Raw genomic sequence first — 20,633 nt, 5'->3', positions numbered from 1 at the left:
CTCAGAGATCGGCGAGCATCCGGCCCAGGGCAAGACGGTCGGGTTTGCCGGTGGAAAGCTGCGGGATCGACGCGACCCGCACGAGGCACGCGGGCCTGGCCGCCTTGCCCAGCACGGATGCCACGGCTTCCCCGATTCTCTCGAGGGAGTCCTCGGGGAGGCCGGCCGCACCGGGTTCCGCCGGCACGACCAGCACCGGGACCTGGCCCCACGTGACGTCGGGCCGCCCCACCGCCACGGCCTCGCCGAAGCCCGGCAGCGACCGGACGACCCGCTCGACCGCGTCGAGCGACACCTTCTCGCCGCCGGAGATGATCACGTTGTCGGCTCGCCCGAGCACGCGCACGAGGCCCGTCGCGGCATCCACCTCGCCCAGGTCACCCGTGCGGTACCAGCGTCCCCCGTGCACCTCGAGGAAGCGATCGCTGGTGCGCAGGGGGTCACCGAGGTACCCCTCGGCGAGCACGGAGCCCGCGATCTCCAGCTGCCCATCGACCACGCGCACCTCGGAGTCGCCGATCGGGGTGCCGTTGTAGACACAACCGCCGGAAGTTTCCGACGAGCCGTAGGTGGCGAACACGTGCAGGTCGAGGTCGACGGCCCGCTCGGCGAGCAGCGACGGCAGCGCCTGGCCGCCGACCAGAATGCCGTCGAAGCGGCGTAGCACGGCCAGCAGATGAGGGTCGTCTGCGGCCGCGGCGACCAGCCGGGCCAGCTGCACCGGGACCAGGGCGGTGAACCGCAGCGGTTCGGTGAGGCGCCCGGCTGAGGCGGCGAACACGGCCGGGTCGAAGTGGCCGCTCGGCAGCACGACGGGGACGGTGTCGGCCACGATCGAGCGCACGAGCACCTGCACCCCGGCGATGTAATGCACGGGCAGGGCCAGCAGCCACTGACCGGAGCCGCCGAGGCGCACGCTGGAGGCGGCGGCGCTGCTCAGCAGGGCGTCGGTGCTGAGCATCACGCGCTTGGGCACATCCGTCGATCCGGACGTCTCGATCACCACGGCCACCTGACGGGGCACGCGCAGCAGGCTCAGCCGCCCGGCGGCCTCCTGCCGGCCGGGTACCGGCAGCACGGCGTCGCCGGTGTCGGCCAGCGCGAGGCGCAACGGGGTCATCAGGTCGAGCGGGTCACGGACCGGCACCACCCTCAGCCGACGGAACATGGTCGCCTAGAACTGCCAGTCGTAGGGACCCCAGTCGGGGTCGCGCTTCTCCAGGAACGCGTCACGCCCCTCGACCGCCTCGTCGGTGCCGTAGGCCAGGCGGGTGGCCTCCCCGGCGAACACCTGCTGGCCGACCAGGCCGTCGTCCACGGCGTTGAAAGCGAATTTCAGCATCCGGATGGCGGTGGGCGACTTGGTCAGGATCGTGCGGGCCCAATCCAGCGCCTCCACCTCGAGTTCGCCGTGCGGCACCACGGCGTTCACGGCCCCTATCTCGAAGGCGCGCTGCGCGGAGTACTCGCGGGCCAGGAAGAACACTTCCCTCGCGGTCTTCTGCCCCACCTGGCGGGCGAAGTAGGCGCTGCCGTAGCCGGCGTCGAAGGAGCCGACGTCGGCATCCGTCTGCTTGAACTTGCCGTGCTCGGCGCTGGCGATGCTGAGGTCGCAGACCACATGCAGGGAGTGCCCGCCGCCGGCCGCCCAGCCGGGGATGACCGCGATGACAACCTTGGGCATGAACCGGATCAGCCGCTGCACCTCGAGGATGTGCAGTCGGCCGCCGCGTGCCGTGTCGATCCCGGACGCGGTCTCTCCCTCGGCGTACTTGTAGCCATCCCGGCCTCGGATGCGTTGGTCCCCGCCCGAGCAGAACGCCCAACCGCCGTCCTTCGGGCTGGGTCCGTTGCCGGTCAGGAGCACCACCCCGATGTGCGGGTTGACGCGCGCGTCCTCGAGGGCGGCGTGCAGTTCGTCGACGGTGTGCGGGCGGAACGCGTTCCGCACCTCGGGCCGGTTGAACGCCACCCGGGCGATCCTCCCAGTCACGTCGTGGTGGTACGTGACGTCGGTGAGGCGGTCGAAGCCCGCGACTTCCTGCCACTGGGTCGGGTCGAAGATTTCGGAAACCTGTTCGATCATGCACCCAGCCTACGCGGGCCTGCGGCGCCGGAATGCGGCTGGCCATGGGCCTCTCGGAAGCTGGTTGGCATCCCCGTTTGAGCGGCAAAGTCAAGCCCCTTGAGGCCGTCGTTTCCACCCTGTGTACTGAGTTATTGAAAAATACTCGGAGGCAGTGATGGCCGACAATGGCACACGAAAAACGATCCCCACCCCACCCGCGAGAAATATCGGGATCAACGAACTCTCCCCCACGGAATGGCGCATCAGCGACCGGATGATCGCGGACGGCTATCCGGCCGCCTTGGTCGGCTTCATCCAGCGCGTGGACGACGCCTTCGAAGTGACGGATTTCGGCCGCCCCCCGGGAGCGAGCGTACTTCTCATCCTTTGACCGCGCCACGGTCAGTCTCGCCCTCCGTCCGGCACCCAGCGGAACGGCACTGCGATGAGCACGGCCACGCAAGAGACCCAGCCCCCGGAGCGCTCAAGCTCCCGACCGCCACCGGCCGCGAATCAGCCCCCGACCCCGGCGTCAGCGTCAGCGTCAGCGTCAGCGAATTTCACCTCCGCTCCGTCGACCGCTCCCTCCCGCTACAGCACATCGACGGATGCCTTCGGCGACTACCTGCGCCGCATCGGCAGGGGCCCCTGCTCACCGCCATCGACGAGGTGACCCTCGCGCAGCGCATCGAGGTCGGGCTGTTCGCCGTCGAAAAATTGTCCCACGGAGTCGACGACCCGTCCTTGGCCCGCGAGCTGGCCTGGCTTGCCCATGACGGCCGCCGCGCGAAGAACCACTTCATCGAAGCGAATCTGCGCCTGGTGGANCGAATCTGCGCCTGGTGGACAGCATCGCCAAGCACTACTCCGGACGCGGAATGCCCATCATGGACCTCGTGCAGGACGGCAACATCGGCCTCGTCCGCGCCGTCGAAAAATACGACTTCATGACCGGCTACAAATTCTCCACCTACGCCACCTGGTGGATCCGCCAAGCCGTCCACCGCGGCATGGCCCAGCCCGAGAAGCACGCCATGCTCACCATTCGGGCTTCGGACATCGTTTTCTACATGCGCGCCCTGCCGCCGCGGGAGCGGTCGATCCTGATGTCCCGGTTCGGTCTCGACGGGAGCGCGCCCCAAACGCGGGACCAGATCGCCGTCGTTCAGGGCGTGACCCGGGAACGGGTGCGCCAGATCGAGAAGCGCGCACTGGCCCTGCTGAAGGTCCCCCGACTCGAGCGGTACCTGCGGGACTGAACCTCGGCCGTTCCCCCTGAACGGAGCGTAGCGGTGCTGGCGACTTCACGCTATCCTCGGCTAAAACTTTGATATCGGGGGATATATGGGCAAGCTCACGTACAACTCGTCTCTGACAGCAGATTTCGACGACCGGGTCCTCGCCCATATCCAGGTCGTCATCGGGGCGAAGTTGCGACGCGGCGAGTGTTTCTATTTCACGTGGCGAGACGACCCCCAGGGCGGCGACGGCCGCAGCACGATCTGGCTGCATCCCGCGATACCCCTGGCCTACAAGTATTTCGGCGGGCGCTCCCCCAGCCTCAACCGCGAATGGATCGAAGCCCTCATGCTTTCGGCCAATTCCTCCGGGGGCCTCCAGCTCGTGCCGGAACCACATTGACCCGCGACAGTATTGGTGAAGGACGAATCGTGATCCGAGTCGATATTGTCTACGGCGGCGCGGAGTACTCGTTGGGCGGCCGGTCGTTGGAGTCCATCCAGACCGAGGTTGAGACCGCGTTCCTGGCTGGGAAGCCCTACTGGCTGCGGGTGAACAGTGGCGGCGGGCGCTTCGAAGACGCCTACCTGCTGATCGCGCCGGGCATCCCCTTCGCAATTCTCAACGTCAAACCGCACAACGGCCCGGACATCGATCTCGAGGTGGACGGGGCGTTCAACCAGGACGTGCTCTGACCTGACTGGCGTTCCCCGCCTGACCGGCGTTCCCCGGGAGAGCCCCCGGCTGGCACACTGGGAACATGCTGCCACCACTTGCTGAGTTGCTCAGAACTGCCCGCGTCGTCGCCCTGCCTCTGGCGACGCGGTTTCGCGGACTCGACACCCGCGAGGCCCTGCTCGTGGAGGGACCGGAAGGCTGGGCGGAATTCTCCCCGTTCGCCGAATACGACGACGCGGAGGCTGCCACCTGGCTGCGGGCCGCCCTCGATTTCGGTTGGCAGGCCACGCCGCCCCTGCTTCGGGAACGCATCCCCGTGAACGCGACGGTGCCGGCGGTCACCGCCGACGAGGTCGCCGGCGTGCTCGCCCGGTTCCCCGGCTGCCGCACCGCCAAGGTGAAGGTCGCCGACCCCGGTCAGACCCTCGTCGACGACGTGGCACGCGTGCGCATGGTTCGCCGTGTGCTCGGGCCGGAGGGGCGCATTCGTGTCGACGCGAACGGTCTGTGGAACGTCGATGAGGCGGAGCACGCCATCCACGCCCTCAACGAGTTCGACCTCGAATACGTGGAGCAGCCCTGCGCCACCATCAAGGAACTCGCCGAGATCCGCCGCCGCACCGGCTACCTCGACGTCGGCGTCGCCGCCGACGAAAGCGTACGCCGCGCCAAGGACCCGCTGCTGGTGGCCCGCACGGGTTCGGCCGACATCCTCGTGATCAAGGCCGCGCCGCTCGGCGGAATCCGCGCCGCCCTGGCGCTGATCAACCAGACCGGGCTGCCCGCCGTGGTCTCAAGCGCCCTCGACACCTCGGTCGGCATCTCGATGGGCGCCCACCTGGCCGCCGCGATTCCGGAACTCAACTTCGACTGCGGACTCGGCACGGCGTCGCTCCTTGCCGCGGATGTCACCACCGACCCGCTGCTGCCGGTCGACGGCGGCATCCCGGTGCGTCGGGTGACCCCCGACCCGCAGCTGCTGGAGCGTTACGCAGCCGCGGACGACCGGCGTGACTGGTGGCTGGCCCGCCTGACCCGCTGCTACGCGCTACTCACCGACTGAACCAATTCGACGGAGATTCTGCGCAAGAAGAGGGTTTTCGGCCTGTTTGGCGGCGATCCGGCCGAAATCTCCGTCGAATTCGTTAGGAGCGAGGACCCCTGGTCTAGAGGCCGGAGTAGGAGTGCAGGCCCTTGAAGAAGACGTTGACGATGCCGAAGTTGAACATGACGGCGGCGAAGCCGATGATCGACAACCAGGCGGACCGTGATCCGCGCCAGCCACGGGTCGCGCGGGCGTGGATGTAGCCCGCGTAGAGGGTCCAGATGATGAATGTCCAGACCTCCTTGGTATCCCAGCCCCAGTAGCGGCCCCAGGCCTGTTCGGCCCAGATCGAGCCGGCCATGAGGGTGAAGGTCCACAGGATGAAGCCGATGATGGTGACCCGATAGGCCAGGTTCTCCAGCGTGGCCGCCGACGGCAGGGTGGCCAGGAACCGCAGCCGACCGCTCTTCGCGGACGCGAGGAGCGACTCACGCCGGAACTGGAGGAGTTGCACGGTCGAGAGGGCGAAACCGAGTGCGAAGAAGCCCGTGCCCAGCGAGGCGACGAAGACGTGAATGACCAACCAAGCCGACTGCAGGGCCGGCGGCAGGGGCGCGACCTCGACGTAGAAGCGCAGCGCCGCGATGCCGAGAAGCACCAGCACCATGCCGGTGACGAAGGTGCCGAGGAAGCGCAGGTCGGCGCGGGTCAGCACAATCAGGAACACCGAGACGATCAGCAGGGTGCCCGTCATCGCGAACTCGTACATGTTCGCCCACGGGACGCGCTCGGCGGCCACGCCGCGGAGCACCGCCGACACCAGGTGGATCAGCCACGCCAGCACGGTGAGCGAGACGCCCACCCGCAGGCTGGCCGAGCGGCCGTAGGGGGTGACCGCGTCGTTCGCGATGCGAGCGCTGATGCGGGTGAGGGTGGTGGTTCCGCCCGCCGCGCCGGCCGCTTCCGCGCGCGCAGATTCGGCCCGGCGCACCTGTGCGTCTGCCGCCGTGGCGGAGGTGACCGCCGCGGAGCGCTTGGCCAGGTCGAAGGAAAAGGCGATGAACGCGAGGGCGTAGACCGCCATGGCCGAGTAGAGGCTCAGAATGGAGAGCTCGTTGAGATTCACGATGACAGCCTATTTCTGTTCGGATGCCGGGGTGGCCGATTGGGAGGATAACAGCAGGTCCGTGTGCCGATCGGCGAGGTCGCTGACGGCGGATTCCAGGGTCGGGTCCTCGCCCCGGGCTAGACCCGCGTATTCGAGGCGCAGCGAGCCGTCCTGCTCCGGCACGGCCTTCACCCAGACCCGCCGACGTGGCACGAACAGTGACGTCAGCAGGCCGAGCAGGGCCAGAACGGCGAAGGACAGCACCCAGAGCTGGGTGGGGTCGTGGTGGATGTCGAACGAGGCAAACCGCAGCACCGAACCAGAGAAGTCCCCGTTCTGCGCCCCCGGGTTGGCGTCGTCGAAAGTGACGGACCCGAGGCCGTTCGGCAGTTCCCGGGTTTCCCCCGGCTTCAACTCGATCGACTCCACGCCGGTCTTGCCCCCGGTGAGCTGGGTCATCTTGTCGATGTCGAGCGAGTAGACCGACGTCGGCACGCCCGCGTCGAGCCCCAGGTCTCCCGAGTAGACGTTGAGGGTCAGCAGCGGGTATTCGAGGTCAGGGAAGGAGGAGAAGAAGGCCCCCGAATCCGCGGTGGCCTGGGTCGGGTAGAAGAAGCCGATCATGCCGAGTTGCTCGGCGAGCCCGTCGGGAACCTTGATCACGCCGAGGGAGGTGAGGTTGGCATCCTGCGGCAGGAACGGCACAGAGTCGGTGAAGACGACCACCCCGTTCGGGTCCTTTACGGTGAGGGTGGGGGCGTAGCCGTTGCCGAGCAGGTAGACGTCGGTGCCGCCGGTGCGGGCCGGCCCGTTCACCTTCACCTGGCTGGCCTCTGCGGCCTCACCCCGCGGGGTGATGGTGACCTCTGCTGTGAAGTCGATCGGCTGGCCGTAGGCCTTGAGGTTCTCCTCCTCGTAGGTGACGTCGAAGTTGTCGAGGGTGAGTTTATAGGGCGTGAGGCTGGTGTCGTTGAAGAACCGGCCGGGGTTGAACGAGTCGTAGGCCAGCAGGGTGTTCACGAAGGTCTGCCCTTCGACCAGCACACGTTGGCCGCTGAACCCGAAGCCGCCACCGAAACCGACGGTGATCAGGATGCCGACCAGGGCGAAGTGGAAGACCAGGTTGCCGGTTTCACGCAGGTAGCCGCGTTCGGCCGAGACCGAGGTCTCCCCGCGATTCTCGAAGACGGCCGCCCGGTAGCCGCTGGTCTTCAGAAGCCTGCGGGCGGACTCGACGGCGGCCTGGGCATCCGTGCCGGCCGGAGCGATGCGCGCCGTGAAGCCGGCCAGCCGGGACAGGCGGGCGGGGGTGCGCGGCGGCTTGGCCCGCAGCGCGAGGTAGTGGTGCTTGGTGCGCGGGATGACGCACCCGATCAGCGAGATGAACAGCAGCAGGTAGATGGCCGAGAACCACGCCGACGAGTAGACGTCGAACGCCTGAACCGTGTCGAGCAGCGGTGCGAGGTCGGGGTTGTCGGCGAAGTACTGGGTAACCCCGTTCGGGTCGGAGCTGCGCTGGGGTACCAGGGATCCCGGCACGGCGGCGATCGCGAGAAGCAGCAGAAGGAACAGCGCGGTGCGCATGTTCGTCAGCTGGCGCCAGAACCAGCGCAGCCAGCCTGCGAAGCCGAGGTGCGGTTGCACGATTCCCGCGGAGGCCGGGGCGTCGTAATGGTCAGATGGCCGGGACATAACTTCCGATCGTTCCTTGCAGGTCGAGGAGCCAGGCGTTCCACACGCCACTGACCATGAGCACGCCGATGAGAACGAGGAGGAGACCGCCAGACAGGTTGATAGCCCTGACGTGCCGTTTCAGGAAGGAAACGGCTCCGGTCGCCCAGCTGAGGCCGAGCGCGATGAGAAGGAACGGGATGCCCAGCCCGAGCGCGTAGAACAGGGCCAGCAGTCCCCCCTGCCAGGGAGAGCCCGTGGTCAGGCTGAGAGAGTTGATGGCCGTGAGCGTGGGGCCGGTGCAGGGGGTCCAGCCCACGGCGAAGACCGCGCCGAGCAGAGGAGCGCCGGCCAGGCCCATCCCCGGTCTCCAGGTTGCCTTCACGCTGCGCTGCGCGAAACCGAACTGGCCGACGAACACCAGGCCGAGCAGGATTACCACGACGCCGGCGATGCGGGTGATCGCATCTCGATACTGGTTCAGCCAGAATCCGGCAACCCCGAAAATGACACCGGTGAGCACGAAGACGAGGGTGAAGCCGAGGATGAACAACAGGACCCCGAGCAGCAGACGGTTGCGGCCCCGGCGGTCGCCGCGCGCGGGGGTCGAGCTGCCGTCGGTGAAGCCGCCGATGTAGGCCAGGTAGCCGGGCACGAGCGGGAGGATGCAGGGAGAGGCGAACGAGACGAGCCCGGCCAGCACGGCGATGGGAATGGCCAGGTAGAGCTGGCCGCTGAAGACGATCTCGCCGAAGGGGTTGTCCACGCCTACGAATCCTCGGCGATCGCGTCGCGCACGAGAGTTTCGAGGATGGAGGGCTCCGAGATCGCACCGAGGATGCGGGCCGCGACCCGGCCTGACCGGTCGAGCACCAGCGTGGTGGGAACGGCGTTGGGCGGGATGCTGCCGCTGAACGCGAGCTGCATGCTCCCGTTGTCGACGTCCATCACCGACGGGTAGGTGATGCCGAAGCTCTCGTTGAACGCGGTCGCGTTCGCGGCCTGGTCCCGCACGTTGACGCCGACCCAGTGGGCGTCCGTGCCGGCGAATTCCTCGTTGAGTTTTTGCAGGGCCGGGGCTTCCGCCCGGCAGGGCGCGCAGCTGGCGTACCAGAAGTTGACCACGACGACCTCGCCGGCGTAGTCCTCGCTGGAGAGCGGGTCGCCGTTTTCGTCGGCGCCGCTCCAGGAGATGGGATCGCCGCGCTCGGCGGCCGGGATCTCGGTCCAGCTGCCGTCACCGGCGATGAAGCCCTTACTGCTGCCCTCGCGGTACTGTTCGGCGAGCGGGTCGGCGGAGCAGCCGGTCAGCAGTAGCGCCACGGCAACCAGAGCGGTGACGGCGGCGCGGGGACGGAGATTCATACGGCTCCTACGTCCGAGGCGCCGACCTGCAGCGACAGGGCAGGGTTGGAGTAGCCGGTCTCGTCGGGGAAGCCGCCGGGCCAGGACAGGGTTGTGATGCTCGACAGGTCGCAGCGGCGTTTGCGCGGGTCGTGCGGCAAACGCTGCCGGGCCAGGGCGCGGTGCACCATCCAGATCGGAAGCTGGTGGCTGACGAGCACGACGTCGCCCTCGTCGACCGAGTTGCGGGCATCCTCGATCGCGGCGAGCATGCGCTTCGCGATCGAGTCGAACGGTTCGCCCCAGCTGGGACGCAGCGGGTTGATCAGCGCGTGCCAGCTGCGGGGATCGCGCAAGGCCCCGCCCGTGCCCCGCATCCGTTTGCCCTCGAAGAAATTGGTCGGCTCGATGATGCGCGGGTCGATGTCGACCGGAAGGGTGAAGGCAGCCGCGATCGGAGCGGCCGACTCCTGCGCACGCTGCAGCGGTGAGGAGATGATGCGGGCGACGGGGCGCCCGCGCTCCACCAGATCGGCGGCAGCCGCCTCGGCCATCTGAGCCCCCAGATCGGAGAGGCGGAATCCGGGCAGGCGTCCGTACAGAACGCGCTCGGGATTGAAAACCTCACCGTGCCGCACGAGATGTACCTGTCTGGCTACCACGTTCCCAGTCTACGGAGGGGGCACCCGCGAATACGCCGAGAGCCGTGCGGCTAAACTTGACCGGTGACTGAGCGCATAGTGATCAAGAACCTGGCCGCCCTCGACAACGGACCCGTGACGGTGTCCGGGTGGGTCGACACCGTCCGAGACCAGAAGAAGGTGCAGTTCGTCGTGCTGCGCGACGAATCCGGCGCGGTGCAGCTCGTGAACCCGCGCACCACGGATGCCGACGGCATTGTCGTCGCCGACGAACCGGCCACCACCATCTCCACCCTGTCGCAGGGCAGCTTCGTCACCGTCACCGGTGAGCTCAAGCACGACGAGCGCGTCAAGCTCGGCGGCATCGAAATCAAGCTCGCGACCCTCGAGGTCGTCACGGTCGCCATCCCCGAGACCCCGATCGCGGCCGACTCCAATCTGGACAAGCGCCTCGACTGGCGCTTCCTCGATCTGCGCCAGCCCAAGCAGAACCTGATCTTCCGCCTCCAGACCACCTTCGAGCACGCACTGCGCACGTACTGGATCGATAATGACTTCATTGAGCTGCACACCCCGAAGCTGATGGCCAGTGCGAGCGAGTCCCGCGCCGAGCTGTTCGAGGTGGAGTACTTCGACACCAAGGCCTACCTCGCGCAGAGCCCGCAGTTCTTCAAGCAGATGGCCCAGGCCGCCGGCTTCGGCAAAATCTTCGAGGTCGGACCGGCGTTCCGCGCCGACCCGTCGTTCACCAGCCGTCACTCCACCGAGTTCACCAGCGTCGACTCCGAGATCAGCTGGATCGACAGCCACGAAGACGTCATGCAGCTGCACGAAGAGCTGCTTGTCGCCGGATTCACGGCCGTCAAGGAGAAGCACGGCGACGAGGTCCTGGCCCTCTTCGGGGTCGAGGTCACCGTGCCCAGTACACCGTTCCCGCGCATCCCGCTGGCCGAGGCCAAGGAGATCGTCAAGACCCGCGGCTACGAGGTCCCGCGCGATGACGACGACATGGACCCCGAAGGCGAACGCCGGATCGCCGCCTACGTGCTCGAGACCTTCGGCCACGAGTTCGTCTTCCTCACCGACTACGCCTCAAGCATCCGGCCGTTCTACCACATGCGCCACGAGGGCGACGCGAGCATCACCAAGAGCTATGACCTGATCTTCAACGGCACCGAGATCTCCACTGGAGCGCAGCGCGAGCACCGCATCGACATTTTGGTCGAGCAGGCCAAGGAGAAGGGCGTCGACCCCGAGGAGATCGAGGGCTACCTCGACTTCTTCCGCTACGGCGTTCCGTCGCACGGCGGGTTCGGCATGGGCCTCGCCCGGGTACTCATGCTGATGCTGCACCAGGCCAGCATCCGCGAGGTCACCTACCTGTTCCGCGGCCCGACGCGCCTCGAGCCGTAGCCGAACGGGCCGTAGCCGAACGGTCAGACGGCGACGTCGACGTCGACGGCCATCCTCGACGATACGACGGAACGGATGAAGGTTCCCGCCGCCTGGTGGGCGGGGTGCACCTGGTAGCGGTTGACGGCGTCCAGGTCGTCAAAGTCGGCGATCAGCACGACGTCCCAGTTGGAGCCGCCGGCGACGTCGAAACCCACCTGCAGCGAGCGGATCTCGTCGACGACGCCCACGAGCCCTTCCAGGCGGACCGCGATCCCGGCCGCGGCGGCGGCCTTCTGGACCGGGTCGGCCGGGGCTAGTTGCCAGGAGACGATGTGCCGGATCATTGCACGGCCAGAAGCGCCGTGCGCAGCCGCAGTGGATCGATGCGCCAGTAATTGTGCACCTTGCCGTTGAGCAGGAGCACCGGGATGTCCTCGACGTACAGGGCGTGCAGCTCGGCGTCGTCGAGAATCGAGCGCTCTTCGAGCACGATGTCGGGGGCGGACGGGTCGTCGGCGAGTTTGGTCACGACGCTGCCGACCAGATCCCGGGCGTCATCGCAGAGGTGACAGCCGGGCTTGCCGACCAGGGTGAGGAGTGCAGTAGCCATTGCTCCAGCCTATGCTGGCTCGCCGACGCAACACGCAACTAGACTTGACCGCACACATGTCCGAAGACACCATCGCCCCCGCAATCGCGTTCTTCGACGTGGACAACACCCTCCTGCGCGGCGCCAGCCTGTACCACCTCGGTGTGGGTGCCTGGCGGCGACGACTGGTCACCGGCCGGGACCTGCTCTCCTTCGCCTGGAAACAGGCCCGATTCCTCTACGTCGGCGAAAACAGGATGCACCTCGCGAGCATCCGGGAGCGCGCGCTGGAAGTGGTCGTGGGCTACAGCCGGGACGAACTCGTCGCGCTCAGCACGGAGATCTTCGACGCCCGCCTCTTGCAGCGGCTCTGGCCGGAAACGGTCGCCGTCGCCCGTGCGCACCTTCAGGCCGGGCGCGAGGTCTGGCTCGTCTCCGCGACCGCCCAGGAGGTGGCCGACGTCATCGCCGAACGGCTGGGCCTCACTGGCGCGCTCGGTACCAGGCTCGAGGCCGTCGACGGAATTTTCACCGGCCGCCTCACCGAGGGTGTCTGCCACGGTGTCAGCAAGGCCATCGCCGCCAACGCCCAGGCAGAGCGCAGCGGTGTCGACCTGGCCGTCTGCTGGGCCTACTCCGACTCCCACAACGACATTCCGTTGCTGGACCTGGTCGGCAATCCGGTGGTCGTGAATCCGGATGCCACGCTCCGCCGCTATGCCGCAGCCCGCCACTGGCCGGTGATGATCCTCAAACGCGGCAGCATCACGGCCGCCACCCGGGCAAGCAAAAAGCGCTAGACCCCAGGGGCCTAGCGCTTACGCCGGTAGCTATTTCAAACGGTCCAGAACCGTCTACTTCTTATTGCGACGCTGGTGGCGAGTCTTACGAAGCAGCTTGCGGTGCTTCTTCTTCGCCATACGCTTGCGTCGCTTCTTGATTACAGAACCCACACGGACCTCACAAAAGAATTGGTTTCGCCGCGGGATTCGCGACAGACACGGTAGATATCAGTCTACCGGAAAAACAACACTCTCCGACGCGGTGTGCGCATTCGGGCGCTCAAGCGCCGCCGACTAGTCGATTCTCCGCCATTTTCGGGGCTTCGCATCTTTGACCGCATGCGCCATTTGGTATGATGTCTCCGCAAAGGCCTTTCCGATGGCCGCGGCGAATGCCCGCTGTTCCACCTTCAAGCCCTCGGTCTCCTCGGTCGGCTCCTCGGCGGTGGCATCGAAGTCGACGCTGAGGAAGGGAATCAGCCAGTCTTCGATTTCCTCGAGCGGCGCGTAGTCAAGATGGTAATACCGGTGCTGACCGGCTTCTCTCACGCCCACCAGGCCCGCTTCGCGCAGCACCTTCAGGTGCTTCGAGATGGTTGGCTGGCTCAGGCCGAGCTTGTCGACGATGTCAGACACGCTCAGCTCTCCGCCGGCCGTGTTCGATTGGTTGTATCGCTCGAGGAGAATGCGTAGAATTTCGCGTCGGGTCGAATCCGCCACCACGCCGAAGATGTCTGCCATGCCTCAAGGCTACTCATTCCCGGTGGGGGATACCATGTCGACGGCCGTTCGTCGCGAGCAAGTCGGAGGTTTCAGTGCAGACACGGATGGCGGATTCCGCCTTCGCACCGCGTCCCACCAGTTGGTACGCCTGGTTGCGAGACTCAGTGGACGGTCTGGTCCGCAGCTCGCCGTCCCGATTCGCCATCCTCGTTTTCACCGCGCTGGTCCTGGTGTTCACCCTCCTGTTCTCCCTGCCCATCGCCACGGCAGACCGCATCGTCACCCCGCTGCACGACGCCCTCTTCACCGCGGTGTCGGTGATCTGCGTGACCGGCCTAGCGACGGTGGACATGGCCACGCACTGGTCGGCCTTCGGCAATGTCCTGGTGGTGGTCGGCGTCAATATCGGCGGGGTCGGCGTGCTGACCCTCGCCTCCCTGATGGGAATGGTCATTTCCCGGCGCCTGGGCCTGCGCGCCCGGCTGATGGCCGCCAGTGACACAAACCCCTCCCGCATCCATGCCGGACCGGTCAATGAAGGACAGGCCGTTCGCCTGGGCGAGGTCGGCAACCTGCTCGTGACGGTCGCGATCAGCGCCTTCGTAATCGAGCTGGTCGTGGCTATCCTGCTCTTTCCGCGTATCCTCGCGGTCGGGACACCTGTCGGCGAGGCGCTCTGGCAGAGCGTGTACTACGCGGCCATGGCGTTCACCAACAGCGGCTTCTCCCCCAACGTCGGAGCTTTGGCCCCGTTCGCCAGCGACTACTGGTTCCTCAGCGCCTTGATGGTGGGCGCCTTCCTCGGCAGCCTGGGTTTCCCGGTGATCTACGCCCTCGCCCGGGGCTGGCATAGCCCCAGACGCTGGTCGCTGCACGTGAAACTGACCCTCTTCACGACCGTGGTGCTGCTCGTGGCCGGCGTTGCCGTGTACATCGCGCTCGAGTTCGACAACCCGAAGACGTTCGGGTCGCTGAACGTGGGCGACACGATCTTCCAGTCGCTCTTCCTGTCGATGATGACCCGGTCCGGGGGCTTCGCGACCATCGACATCAGCGACCTGCAGGGGGCGAGCCTGCTCGCCACAGACATGCTGATGTTCATCGGCGGCGGCTCCGCGTCGACCGCCGGCGGCATCAAGGTGACGACCCTGGCCATCCTCTTCCTCGCCGCCTTCGCCGAGGCCAGCGGACGAAGCCAGATGGAAGCGTTCGGCCGCCGGATCCCCAGCGACATCCTGAGGCTCGCGGTCAGCGTGGTGCTGTGGGGCGCCACGACGGTTGCCGTGTCCAGCATCCTGATGCTGCAGATCTCCAAGGCGCCGTTCGACCAGGTGCTCTTCGATGTGATCTCCGCGTTCGCCACCTGCGGCCTGTCGACGGGCCTGACCGGCGAACTGCCTCCGGCCGGAGTGTATGTGCTGGCGGCAACCATGTTCATGGGCAGGATTGGTACAGTGACCCTCGCGGCTGCCCTCGCCGCGAGCCAGAGCAGGCAGTTGTTCTCCCGTCCGGAAGAGAGACCCATCGTTGGCTGACCGCTTCAAACACGACGCACCGGTGCTCGTGATCGGCCTCGGCCGGTTCGGCGCGGCCACCGCGGGGCAACTCGACCGGCTCGGACGGGATGTGCTCGCCGTCGACGACAGCGCGGTCCTCGTGCAGAAGTGGTCCGAACGCGTCACGCACGCGGTGCAGGCCGACGCCACCTCCCTGGAAGCGCTTCGCCAGATCGGCGCGCAGCAATTCTCGATCGCCGTCTGCGCCGTCGGCTCGTCCGTCGAGGCCAGTGTGCTGATCGCGGCGAATCTGGTCGACCTCGGGATCCCGCAGATCTGGGCGAAAGCGATCTCCAAGTCGCACGGCACGATCCTCGAGCGCATCGGGGTGAACCACGTCGTCTTCCCGGAGGCACAGGCAGGCGAACGCCTGGCGCACCTCGTCTCCGGACGCCTGCTCGACTTCATCGAATTCGACGACGACTTCGCCCTGGTCAAGATGATCCCGCCCAAGCCGATCCGGGGCCTGAACCTGACCGAATCCGGGCTGCGCCGCAAGTACAACGTCACCGTGGTCGGCGTGAAGAGCCCCGACCGCCCCTTCACCTACGCCACCGAGAAGACGGTCATCACCGACCAGGACCTGATCATCGTCTCCGGCACCGAGTCCGACATCGAGCGGTTCGCGTCGCTGGAGTTCTAGGGGCCTGGAGTTCTCATGGCCTGGAGTTCTAGTGGCCGGCGAGTTCGCGGGCCCGGGCGAGTGCGGCATCCGTCGCCCGGTCGAACAGGTCCTTGATCCCGCCCTTTTCCAGCTCCCACACGGCACGCTCGGTGGTGCCGCTCGGGCTTGTGACCTGGCGGCGCAGTTCCGTCGGGGACAGGTCGGATGCCACCAGCAGGCTCGTCGCACCGAGGAAGGTGCCGTTCACCATGACCGCGGCCTCCTCCGGGGTGAAACCCTTGGCGATCGCCGTGGCGGTGAGCTGCTCGATCAGGTAGAAAACGTAGGCCGGACCTGACCCGGAGATGGTGCTGAGGGCATCGAGCTTCTCCTCCGGCACGACCAGGACGTCGCCGACGGTGCCGAAGAGGGACCTCGCGAGCTCGAGATCGGTGTCGCTGGACCGCGTGCCGGCGCTCAGCCCGGTGACGGCCTTGCCGACGAGGGCCGGCGTGTTCGGCATCGAGCGGATGACCGACACGGATTCGGGCAGCGACGCCTCGAACGTGGCAATGGTGACGCCGGCGGCGACACTTATGACGAGCGTGCCCGGTTCGAGACTGTCGGCGATCTCGGCCAGCAGGTCGAGGACCATGACGGGCTTCACAGCGACGATCACGATGCGCGCGCCGGCGACGGCCTTGCGGTTGGCCGTGGGCTCGTCGGCGGTGGCCCAGGCGGTGACGCCGGGGATTCCTGCGAGTTCGTCGGCCTTCGCCGTGGAGCGGTTGGTTGCCCGGATGCCGCCCAGAACGGTCACATTCGGGTTCAGCAGCCCGGTCAGAACGGCCCTCGCCATCGATCCGGCGCCGAGGAACGCGATGGCGGGCAGTGTGGTGGTTGCAGTCGAAGTCATCCGACGAGTCTACTTTCGCCCCCTGTGCCGGGTCCGTCTGGTGTGCATTCTAGGATTGCCCCATGAGCACTTCTGGCGGGAACAAAGCAATCGTGGCGGCACTCCTCGCCAATCTGGGGATCGCGATCACGAAATTCGTGGCCTGGGCATTCTCCGGTTCCTCCTCGATGCTCGCCGAGGGCGTGCACTCCCTGGCCGACTCCGGAAATCAGGTGCTTCTGCTCGTCGGCGGTCGCAAGGCCAAGCAGGAAGCCGACAAGGAGCATCCATTCGGCTACGGCCGGGAACGCTACGTCTACGCGTTCGTGGTGTCGATCATCCTGTTCTCCGTCGGCGGCGTCTTCTCCCTTTACGAGGGTGTGCGGAAGCTGCAGGACCCGCACCCGCTCGACGTGCCGTGGCTGCCCATCGTGGTGCTGCTGGTCGCCATGGGCCTCAAGTCCTTCTCACTTCGCACCGCCATCCAGGAATCGAACCTCGTGCGCGGCAACCAAAGCTGGGTGCAGTTCGTGCGGCACGCGAAGGCGCCCGAGTTGCCCGTCGTGCTGCTCGAAGACATCGCCGCTCTCGCCGGCCTGGTCTTCGCCTTCCTCGCCGTCGGCCTCACCATCATCACCGGCGAGCCCGTCTGGGATGCCATCGGCACCCTGTTCATCGGCGTACTGCTCGTCCTGGTCGCCGTGGTCCTCGGCGTAGAGACCAAGAGCCTCCTCGTCGGCGAAGGCGCCGGTAAAACGGATGCCGCGGCCATCGAGCGTGCCATCCTGGCCGGTCCGGAGACGCGCAAGATCATCCACCTCAAGACCCTTTACCTCGGCCCGGACGAACTGCTCGTCGCCGCCAAGATCGCCTTCGAGGCCGACAGCCATTTCTCTGATGTGGCGGCGGGCATCAACACCGTCGAAACCCGCATCCGCGAGGCCGTGCCGGCGGCCCGCGTCATCTACCTCGAGCCGGACCTGTTCTTCGACCCCAACCGCCGCACGCCGCCCACCGACACCATCGTCATCAAAGGCAGCGAGTGACCCGCACCGCGGTCGTCCTGCGCCACGATGACACGATCCACCTCGGCAACCTCGAACCGGTGCTGCGGGAGCACGGTTACTCCATTCGCTACGTCGACACGCTCAAGGAGGATGTGCGCGCCCTCGACCCGCGGGAAGCCGACCTGCTGGTCGTTCTCGGCGGCGAGATGGGGGTCTACGAGGCCGACGAGTTCCCCGCGCTGCACGCCGAGATCGACCTGCTCACGCAGCGGCTCGGCGCCTCTCTGCCCGTCTTCGGCGTGTGCCTGGGTGCGCAGCTGATGGCGAACGCCCTGGGCTCCCGCGTCTACCGCGGGCCGACGAACGAGATCGGCTACCGTTCCGTGGAGCCCACGAAGGCCGGGGCGACCTCCCCGCTGCGGCACGTCAGCGGCGTACCCGTCTTCCAGTGGCACAGCGACACGTTCGACCTGCCCGACGGGGTGACACGGCTCGCCGGGTCCCCCCAGTACGGCAATGAGGCCTTCGGGATCGGAGACTGGGCGCTGGCCGTGCAGTTCCACCCGGAGGTCACCGAGGAGATGCACGAGGTGTGGCTGGCGGCCTCGGAGGCGGAGGTGGCCGCCGAGGGCTTCGACGTGGGCGACCTGCGCCGCGAACGCGAACGTTACTCCAGCGGTATGCAGAACGCTTCCCGGTCCATGTTCAGCGAATGGCTCGACGGTCTGGGTCCGCGAAGAACGCCCTGAGCAGTTCCCCGCATTCGTCAGCGTCGACCTCGGCGTAGACCTCAGCGCGGTGATTGAGCCGGCGGTCACGCAGCACGTCGTAGACCGATCCGGAGGCGCCGGCCTTCTCGTCCCACGCGCCGAAAACCACGACCGGCACCCGTGCGGCCAGGATCGCGCCCGCGCACATCACGCAGGGCTCCAACGTCACCACCAGGGTGCAGCCGGTCAGGTGCCAGTCCCCCAGGGACGCGGCAGCGTGACGGATGGCGACGATCTCGGCGTGGCCGGTGGGATCCTGCAGCGCTTCGCGCTCGTTGCGTCCGCGGCCGATCACACGGCCGGACGGGTCCAGCACCACCGCACCGACGGGCACATCCCCCGTTTCGAGGGCAGCGCGGGCCTCGCAGAGCGCGAGCCGCATCCATTCGCTGTGCCGGCGATCGACCTCGCCCATCTACGTTCCCCTCCCCGACTAGTAGATTGAGCCTATGCGAGTCCACGTAGCCGACCACCCCCTGATCACCCACAAACTCACGGTACTCCGAGACAAGAACACGCCGTCGCCGATCTTCCGGTCACTTGTCGAAGAGCTGATGACCCTCCTCGCCTATGAGGGGACCCGCGGCGTGCGAGTCGAAGACGTGACCGTGCAGACCCCGGTCTCCGAGGCCCGCGGCGTGCAGATCAGCGACCCCAAGCCGCTCGTCGTGCCGATCCTCCGCGCCGGTCTGGGCATGCTCGAGGGCATGGTCAAACTGCTACCGACGGCAGAGGTCGGCTTCCTCGGCATGGCCCGCAACGAGGAGACCCTTCAGCCCGCCACCTACGCGGAGCGCCTGCCCGACGACCTCTCCGACCGCCAGTGCTTCTTGCTCGACCCGATGCTGGCCACGGGCGGTTCGCTGATCGCAGCCATCCAGTTCCTCTTCGACCGCGGCGCCGTCGATGTCACGGCCATCTGCATCCTCGCCGCGCCTGAGGGGCTCGCCGCGGTCGAGAAGGCCCTCGAGGGCCGCGAAGTGACCATCGTTCTCGGTGCCGTCGACGACAAGCTTGACGAGCACGGATACATCGTTCCCGGCCTCGGTGACGCCGGCGACCGCCTCTACGGTTTGGTCTAGCTCTAGCGAGCACCAATTCCGTCGGGCGGCGGACACCGCAGGTCCTGCGACATGCCGGGCGCCAGTACCCGGCATATTCAAGAATCTTTGATGAAATCAAATTTCATCATGGAAACTTTCATGCTTTCGCGATCCGCGGTGGATTCTCCGATCCGCCGCGGAGCCACCGAACGTGATGCGTGTCACACGGCGTCATCCTTGGTTGCAGAATTGACACACGCCGTAACAGTGGGCTTTACTCGCAACTATGACAACGAGCGCACGCCCCCAGACCTCCTTCGAGGCCCCCGGGACTGCCGGCATGGTGATGCCCGGCAGCTGCTGTGCGTGTTGCCGAATGTCCCGCTAAGCAGCGAACACCTCGCCGAGTTCCCGCCCCGCTGACTTCACGCGGCCGGCTGGTTGAACTCCGGAGCCTCTCTCGCTCCCTCCAGGCCTCACCGGCCGCACTTTTTCGAACCCGGAACAGCTCCTCAGCGTCGGGTTCACCTGCAGTACCCCAGCCAAGGATTACTCTCATGTCGCTTGCCCACATTGACACCGCCCGCTCGGCCCAGGCCGCACGCCTCGAACGCCAGGCCGTTCCGACGCCCGCCGCACCCCGCATCCGCGCCGTGCCCGAGGGCACTCAGGCCCGCGGCTTCGTTTTCTACGTCGGCATCGACGAGGCCACGGCCGCCGCGGCCGGGACCAGCCTCAGCCGCATCGTCGAGGCGCTCAAAGCCCTCACCGGAACCATCGCGCCGACCGCGGAGACTCATGCCGCCGTCGCACTGGCGCCCGCCGGAGCCGGTGGACGCGACGTCGACGTCGTGCGCCTCGCCCTGCAGGACCCGACTGCGCTGGCCCGGCACCGCACTGTGACAGACGACCCCGACCGCGCACTCGGCGGCGTCGTGGTGGACATCTCCCGTAAGCGAGTCATCCTCGACGGCGAGACCGCGGCGCTCACCTACAAGGAATTCGAGCTGCTGCAGTACCTGGTGCTCCGCGAAGGCCGCACCATCGAGCGCGCCGAACTGATCGCCAAGCTGTGGAACGCCTCCGACGAGGAAGACGCGCCGAATGAGCGCACCATCGACGTGCACGTGCGTCGCCTGCGCGCCAAGCTCGGTCGCTACGAAGACATCGTGCGCACCGTGCGCGGGGTCGGCTACCGCTTCGACCGGCACGCCGACGTGTCGATCCGCCAATCGAGCACGCCGAGCCCGGACGTCTTCTAGCTTCCCGCTGTGTGAGTCCCGCCGCCGTGGGCGATGAGGGTTCGCCGATTGGGGTTTTTGGGGCCTTGCAGCGACTCTCCTTGAACGAAATCGACGGAGATTCTGGCTCTCCTGCTGCTTCTGTGGGTTAAACCCGGCCGGGGAGTGCGGGTTTGTGGCCGCCGAGGCTGAGCATGGCGAGGGCGATGAGGGCGATGAGGGCGTCGGGTGATT

The 20,633-nt window shown here is 67.0% G+C and carries 27 protein-coding genes; 13 read left to right on the top strand and 14 right to left on the bottom strand.

Annotation, left to right across the window (positions count from 1 at the left end):
• Position 1: 1 nt before the first annotated feature.
• Both E3N86_RS06810 and E3N86_RS06805 read right to left on the bottom strand, forming a co-directional pair.
• Complete coding sequence (locus E3N86_RS06810) at positions 2 to 1,147, bottom strand: AMP-binding protein (RefSeq protein WP_241980925.1); 1,146 nt, start codon at positions 1,145 to 1,147, stop codon at positions 2 to 4.
• A 27-nt stretch (positions 1,148 to 1,174) separates the two neighbouring features.
• Complete coding sequence (locus E3N86_RS06805) at positions 1,175 to 2,086, bottom strand: 1,4-dihydroxy-2-naphthoyl-CoA synthase (RefSeq protein ID WP_134375443.1); 912 nt, start codon at positions 2,084 to 2,086, stop codon at positions 1,175 to 1,177.
• 157 nt (positions 2,087 to 2,243) lie between these two features.
• Here E3N86_RS06805 and E3N86_RS06800 point away from each other — a divergent pair, with 157 nt between their 5' ends.
• Positions 2,244 to 2,459, top strand: coding sequence for a hypothetical protein (locus tag E3N86_RS06800; RefSeq protein WP_134511618.1), 216 nt, complete (start codon positions 2,244 to 2,246; stop codon positions 2,457 to 2,459).
• A gap of 230 nt (positions 2,460 to 2,689) precedes the next feature.
• Here E3N86_RS06800 and E3N86_RS16785 read toward each other — a convergent pair whose 3' ends face one another.
• Complete coding sequence (locus E3N86_RS16785) at positions 2,690 to 2,842, bottom strand: hypothetical protein (protein ID WP_166785040.1); 153 nt, start codon at positions 2,840 to 2,842, stop codon at positions 2,690 to 2,692.
• Positions 2,843 to 2,910: 68 nt separating this feature from the next.
• Here E3N86_RS16785 and E3N86_RS06795 point away from each other — a divergent pair, with 68 nt between their 5' ends.
• The 4 genes from E3N86_RS06795 (at position 2,911) to E3N86_RS06780 (ending at position 5,048) form a co-directional block, all read left to right on the top strand.
• Complete coding sequence (locus E3N86_RS06795; RefSeq protein WP_134511617.1) at positions 2,911 to 3,327, top strand: sigma factor; 417 nt, start codon at positions 2,911 to 2,913, stop codon at positions 3,325 to 3,327.
• 85 nt (positions 3,328 to 3,412) lie between these two features.
• Positions 3,413 to 3,709, top strand: a complete 297-nt coding sequence (locus E3N86_RS06790; protein ID WP_104100695.1) for an ATP-dependent DNA ligase — start codon at positions 3,413 to 3,415, stop codon at positions 3,707 to 3,709.
• Between the two features lie 29 nt (positions 3,710 to 3,738).
• Positions 3,739 to 4,002: a hypothetical protein gene (locus E3N86_RS06785; protein ID WP_104170472.1), complete on the top strand. Its 264-nt coding sequence runs from the start codon at positions 3,739 to 3,741 to the stop codon at positions 4,000 to 4,002.
• A 65-nt stretch (positions 4,003 to 4,067) separates the two neighbouring features.
• The gene (locus tag E3N86_RS06780) at positions 4,068 to 5,048 is read left to right on the top strand and encodes an o-succinylbenzoate synthase (protein ID WP_134375437.1); all 981 of its coding nucleotides are present in this window, start codon (positions 4,068 to 4,070) and stop codon (positions 5,046 to 5,048) included.
• Positions 5,049 to 5,151: 103 nt separating this feature from the next.
• On the opposite strand, the gene ccsB is transcribed toward E3N86_RS06780, so the two are convergent.
• From ccsB to E3N86_RS06755, 5 genes are read right to left on the bottom strand one after another with little or no spacing between them, the layout of a single operon-like run.
• Positions 5,152 to 6,114 (bottom strand): c-type cytochrome biogenesis protein CcsB, encoded by a 963-nt coding sequence (ccsB, locus tag E3N86_RS06775; RefSeq protein ID WP_134420788.1) that lies wholly within the window; start codon positions 6,112 to 6,114, stop codon positions 5,152 to 5,154.
• 51 nt (positions 6,115 to 6,165) lie between these two features.
• Positions 6,166 to 7,830 carry a cytochrome c biogenesis protein ResB gene (locus E3N86_RS06770; RefSeq protein WP_104170474.1) on the bottom strand — a complete coding sequence of 555 codons (1,665 nt, stop codon included), beginning with the start codon at positions 7,828 to 7,830 and terminating at the stop codon, positions 6,166 to 6,168.
• Positions 7,814 to 8,575 carry a cytochrome c biogenesis CcdA family protein gene (locus E3N86_RS06765; RefSeq protein WP_134342559.1) on the bottom strand — a complete coding sequence of 254 codons (762 nt, stop codon included), beginning with the start codon at positions 8,573 to 8,575 and terminating at the stop codon, positions 7,814 to 7,816. Before E3N86_RS06765 ends, E3N86_RS06770 begins: the two co-directional genes overlap by 17 nt.
• Positions 8,576 to 8,577: 2 nt before the next feature.
• Positions 8,578 to 9,174 carry a TlpA disulfide reductase family protein gene (locus tag E3N86_RS06760; RefSeq protein WP_104100690.1) on the bottom strand — a complete coding sequence of 199 codons (597 nt, stop codon included), beginning with the start codon at positions 9,172 to 9,174 and terminating at the stop codon, positions 8,578 to 8,580.
• Positions 9,171 to 9,815, bottom strand: a complete 645-nt coding sequence (locus tag E3N86_RS06755) for a histidine phosphatase family protein (protein ID WP_104100689.1) — start codon at positions 9,813 to 9,815, stop codon at positions 9,171 to 9,173. Before E3N86_RS06755 ends, E3N86_RS06760 begins: the two co-directional genes overlap by 4 nt.
• A gap of 78 nt (positions 9,816 to 9,893) precedes the next feature.
• Here E3N86_RS06755 and aspS point away from each other — a divergent pair, with 78 nt between their 5' ends.
• Positions 9,894 to 11,207 carry an aspartate--tRNA(Asn) ligase gene (gene aspS / locus E3N86_RS06750; protein ID WP_134415045.1) on the top strand — a complete coding sequence of 438 codons (1,314 nt, stop codon included), beginning with the start codon at positions 9,894 to 9,896 and terminating at the stop codon, positions 11,205 to 11,207.
• A 23-nt stretch (positions 11,208 to 11,230) separates the two neighbouring features.
• Here the strand turns inward: aspS and E3N86_RS06745 are convergent, their stop codons facing one another.
• On the bottom strand, positions 11,231 to 11,533 hold the full coding sequence (locus tag E3N86_RS06745; RefSeq protein ID WP_134511616.1) for a Dabb family protein: 303 nt from the start codon (positions 11,531 to 11,533) through the stop codon (positions 11,231 to 11,233).
• Positions 11,530 to 11,799, bottom strand: a complete 270-nt coding sequence (locus tag E3N86_RS06740; RefSeq protein WP_104100686.1) for a glutaredoxin family protein — start codon at positions 11,797 to 11,799, stop codon at positions 11,530 to 11,532. Before E3N86_RS06740 ends, E3N86_RS06745 begins: the two co-directional genes overlap by 4 nt.
• 56 nt (positions 11,800 to 11,855) lie before the next feature.
• On the opposite strand from E3N86_RS06740, the gene E3N86_RS06735 reads away from it, so the two are divergent.
• Complete coding sequence (locus E3N86_RS06735) at positions 11,856 to 12,578, top strand: HAD family phosphatase (RefSeq protein ID WP_166785039.1); 723 nt, start codon at positions 11,856 to 11,858, stop codon at positions 12,576 to 12,578.
• Positions 12,579 to 12,632: 54 nt separating this feature from the next.
• On the opposite strand, the gene E3N86_RS06730 is transcribed toward E3N86_RS06735, so the two are convergent.
• Both E3N86_RS06730 and E3N86_RS06725 read right to left on the bottom strand, forming a co-directional pair.
• On the bottom strand, positions 12,633 to 12,731 hold the full coding sequence (locus tag E3N86_RS06730; RefSeq protein WP_003792170.1) for a 30S ribosomal protein bS22: 99 nt from the start codon (positions 12,729 to 12,731) through the stop codon (positions 12,633 to 12,635).
• Between the two features lie 123 nt (positions 12,732 to 12,854).
• Positions 12,855 to 13,301 carry a helix-turn-helix transcriptional regulator gene (locus E3N86_RS06725; RefSeq protein WP_104100684.1) on the bottom strand — a complete coding sequence of 149 codons (447 nt, stop codon included), beginning with the start codon at positions 13,299 to 13,301 and terminating at the stop codon, positions 12,855 to 12,857.
• A gap of 86 nt (positions 13,302 to 13,387) precedes the next feature.
• Here E3N86_RS06725 and E3N86_RS06720 point away from each other — a divergent pair, with 86 nt between their 5' ends.
• Complete coding sequence (locus E3N86_RS06720) at positions 13,388 to 14,818, top strand: TrkH family potassium uptake protein (protein WP_134511642.1); 1,431 nt, start codon at positions 13,388 to 13,390, stop codon at positions 14,816 to 14,818.
• A complete protein-coding gene (locus tag E3N86_RS06715) occupies positions 14,811 to 15,482 on the top strand; it encodes a TrkA family potassium uptake protein (protein WP_134375427.1) in 672 nt (223 codons plus the stop codon). The genes E3N86_RS06720 and E3N86_RS06715 overlap by 8 nt, the downstream gene beginning before the upstream one ends.
• Positions 15,483 to 15,510: 28 nt before the next feature.
• On the opposite strand, the gene proC is transcribed toward E3N86_RS06715, so the two are convergent.
• Entirely contained in the window at positions 15,511 to 16,359 is an 849-nt protein-coding gene (gene proC / locus E3N86_RS06710; protein WP_104100681.1) for a pyrroline-5-carboxylate reductase, read from the bottom strand.
• Between the two features lie 62 nt (positions 16,360 to 16,421).
• Here proC and E3N86_RS06705 point away from each other — a divergent pair, with 62 nt between their 5' ends.
• Positions 16,422 to 17,384, top strand: a complete 963-nt coding sequence (locus tag E3N86_RS06705; RefSeq protein WP_134375425.1) for a cation diffusion facilitator family transporter — start codon at positions 16,422 to 16,424, stop codon at positions 17,382 to 17,384.
• Positions 17,381 to 18,094: a glutamine amidotransferase gene (locus tag E3N86_RS06700; RefSeq protein WP_104100679.1), complete on the top strand. Its 714-nt coding sequence runs from the start codon at positions 17,381 to 17,383 to the stop codon at positions 18,092 to 18,094. Before E3N86_RS06705 ends, E3N86_RS06700 begins: the two co-directional genes overlap by 4 nt.
• Here E3N86_RS06700 and tadA read toward each other — a convergent pair.
• Positions 18,051 to 18,530, bottom strand: a complete 480-nt coding sequence (gene tadA, locus E3N86_RS06695; protein WP_104100678.1) for a tRNA adenosine(34) deaminase TadA — start codon at positions 18,528 to 18,530, stop codon at positions 18,051 to 18,053. The genes E3N86_RS06700 and tadA overlap by 44 nt on opposite strands.
• 34 nt (positions 18,531 to 18,564) lie before the next feature.
• Here tadA and upp point away from each other — a divergent pair, with 34 nt between their 5' ends.
• On the top strand, positions 18,565 to 19,197 hold the full coding sequence (gene upp / locus E3N86_RS06690; RefSeq protein ID WP_134511614.1) for a uracil phosphoribosyltransferase: 633 nt from the start codon (positions 18,565 to 18,567) through the stop codon (positions 19,195 to 19,197).
• A gap of 518 nt (positions 19,198 to 19,715) precedes the next feature.
• The gene (locus E3N86_RS06685; RefSeq protein WP_104100676.1) at positions 19,716 to 20,420 is read left to right on the top strand and encodes a winged helix-turn-helix domain-containing protein; all 705 of its coding nucleotides are present in this window, start codon (positions 19,716 to 19,718) and stop codon (positions 20,418 to 20,420) included.
• The last annotated feature ends 213 nt before the right edge of the window (positions 20,421 to 20,633 follow it).

Origin of the sequence: Cryobacterium sp. Hz7 (assembly GCF_004402815.1) — a bacterium.
GTDB classification, from domain to species: Bacteria; Actinomycetota; Actinomycetes; order Actinomycetales; family Microbacteriaceae; genus Cryobacterium; species Cryobacterium sandaracinum.
The sequence above is the reverse complement of the archived record's forward strand: the minus strand, read 5'-3'. Positions and strand labels throughout refer to the sequence as shown.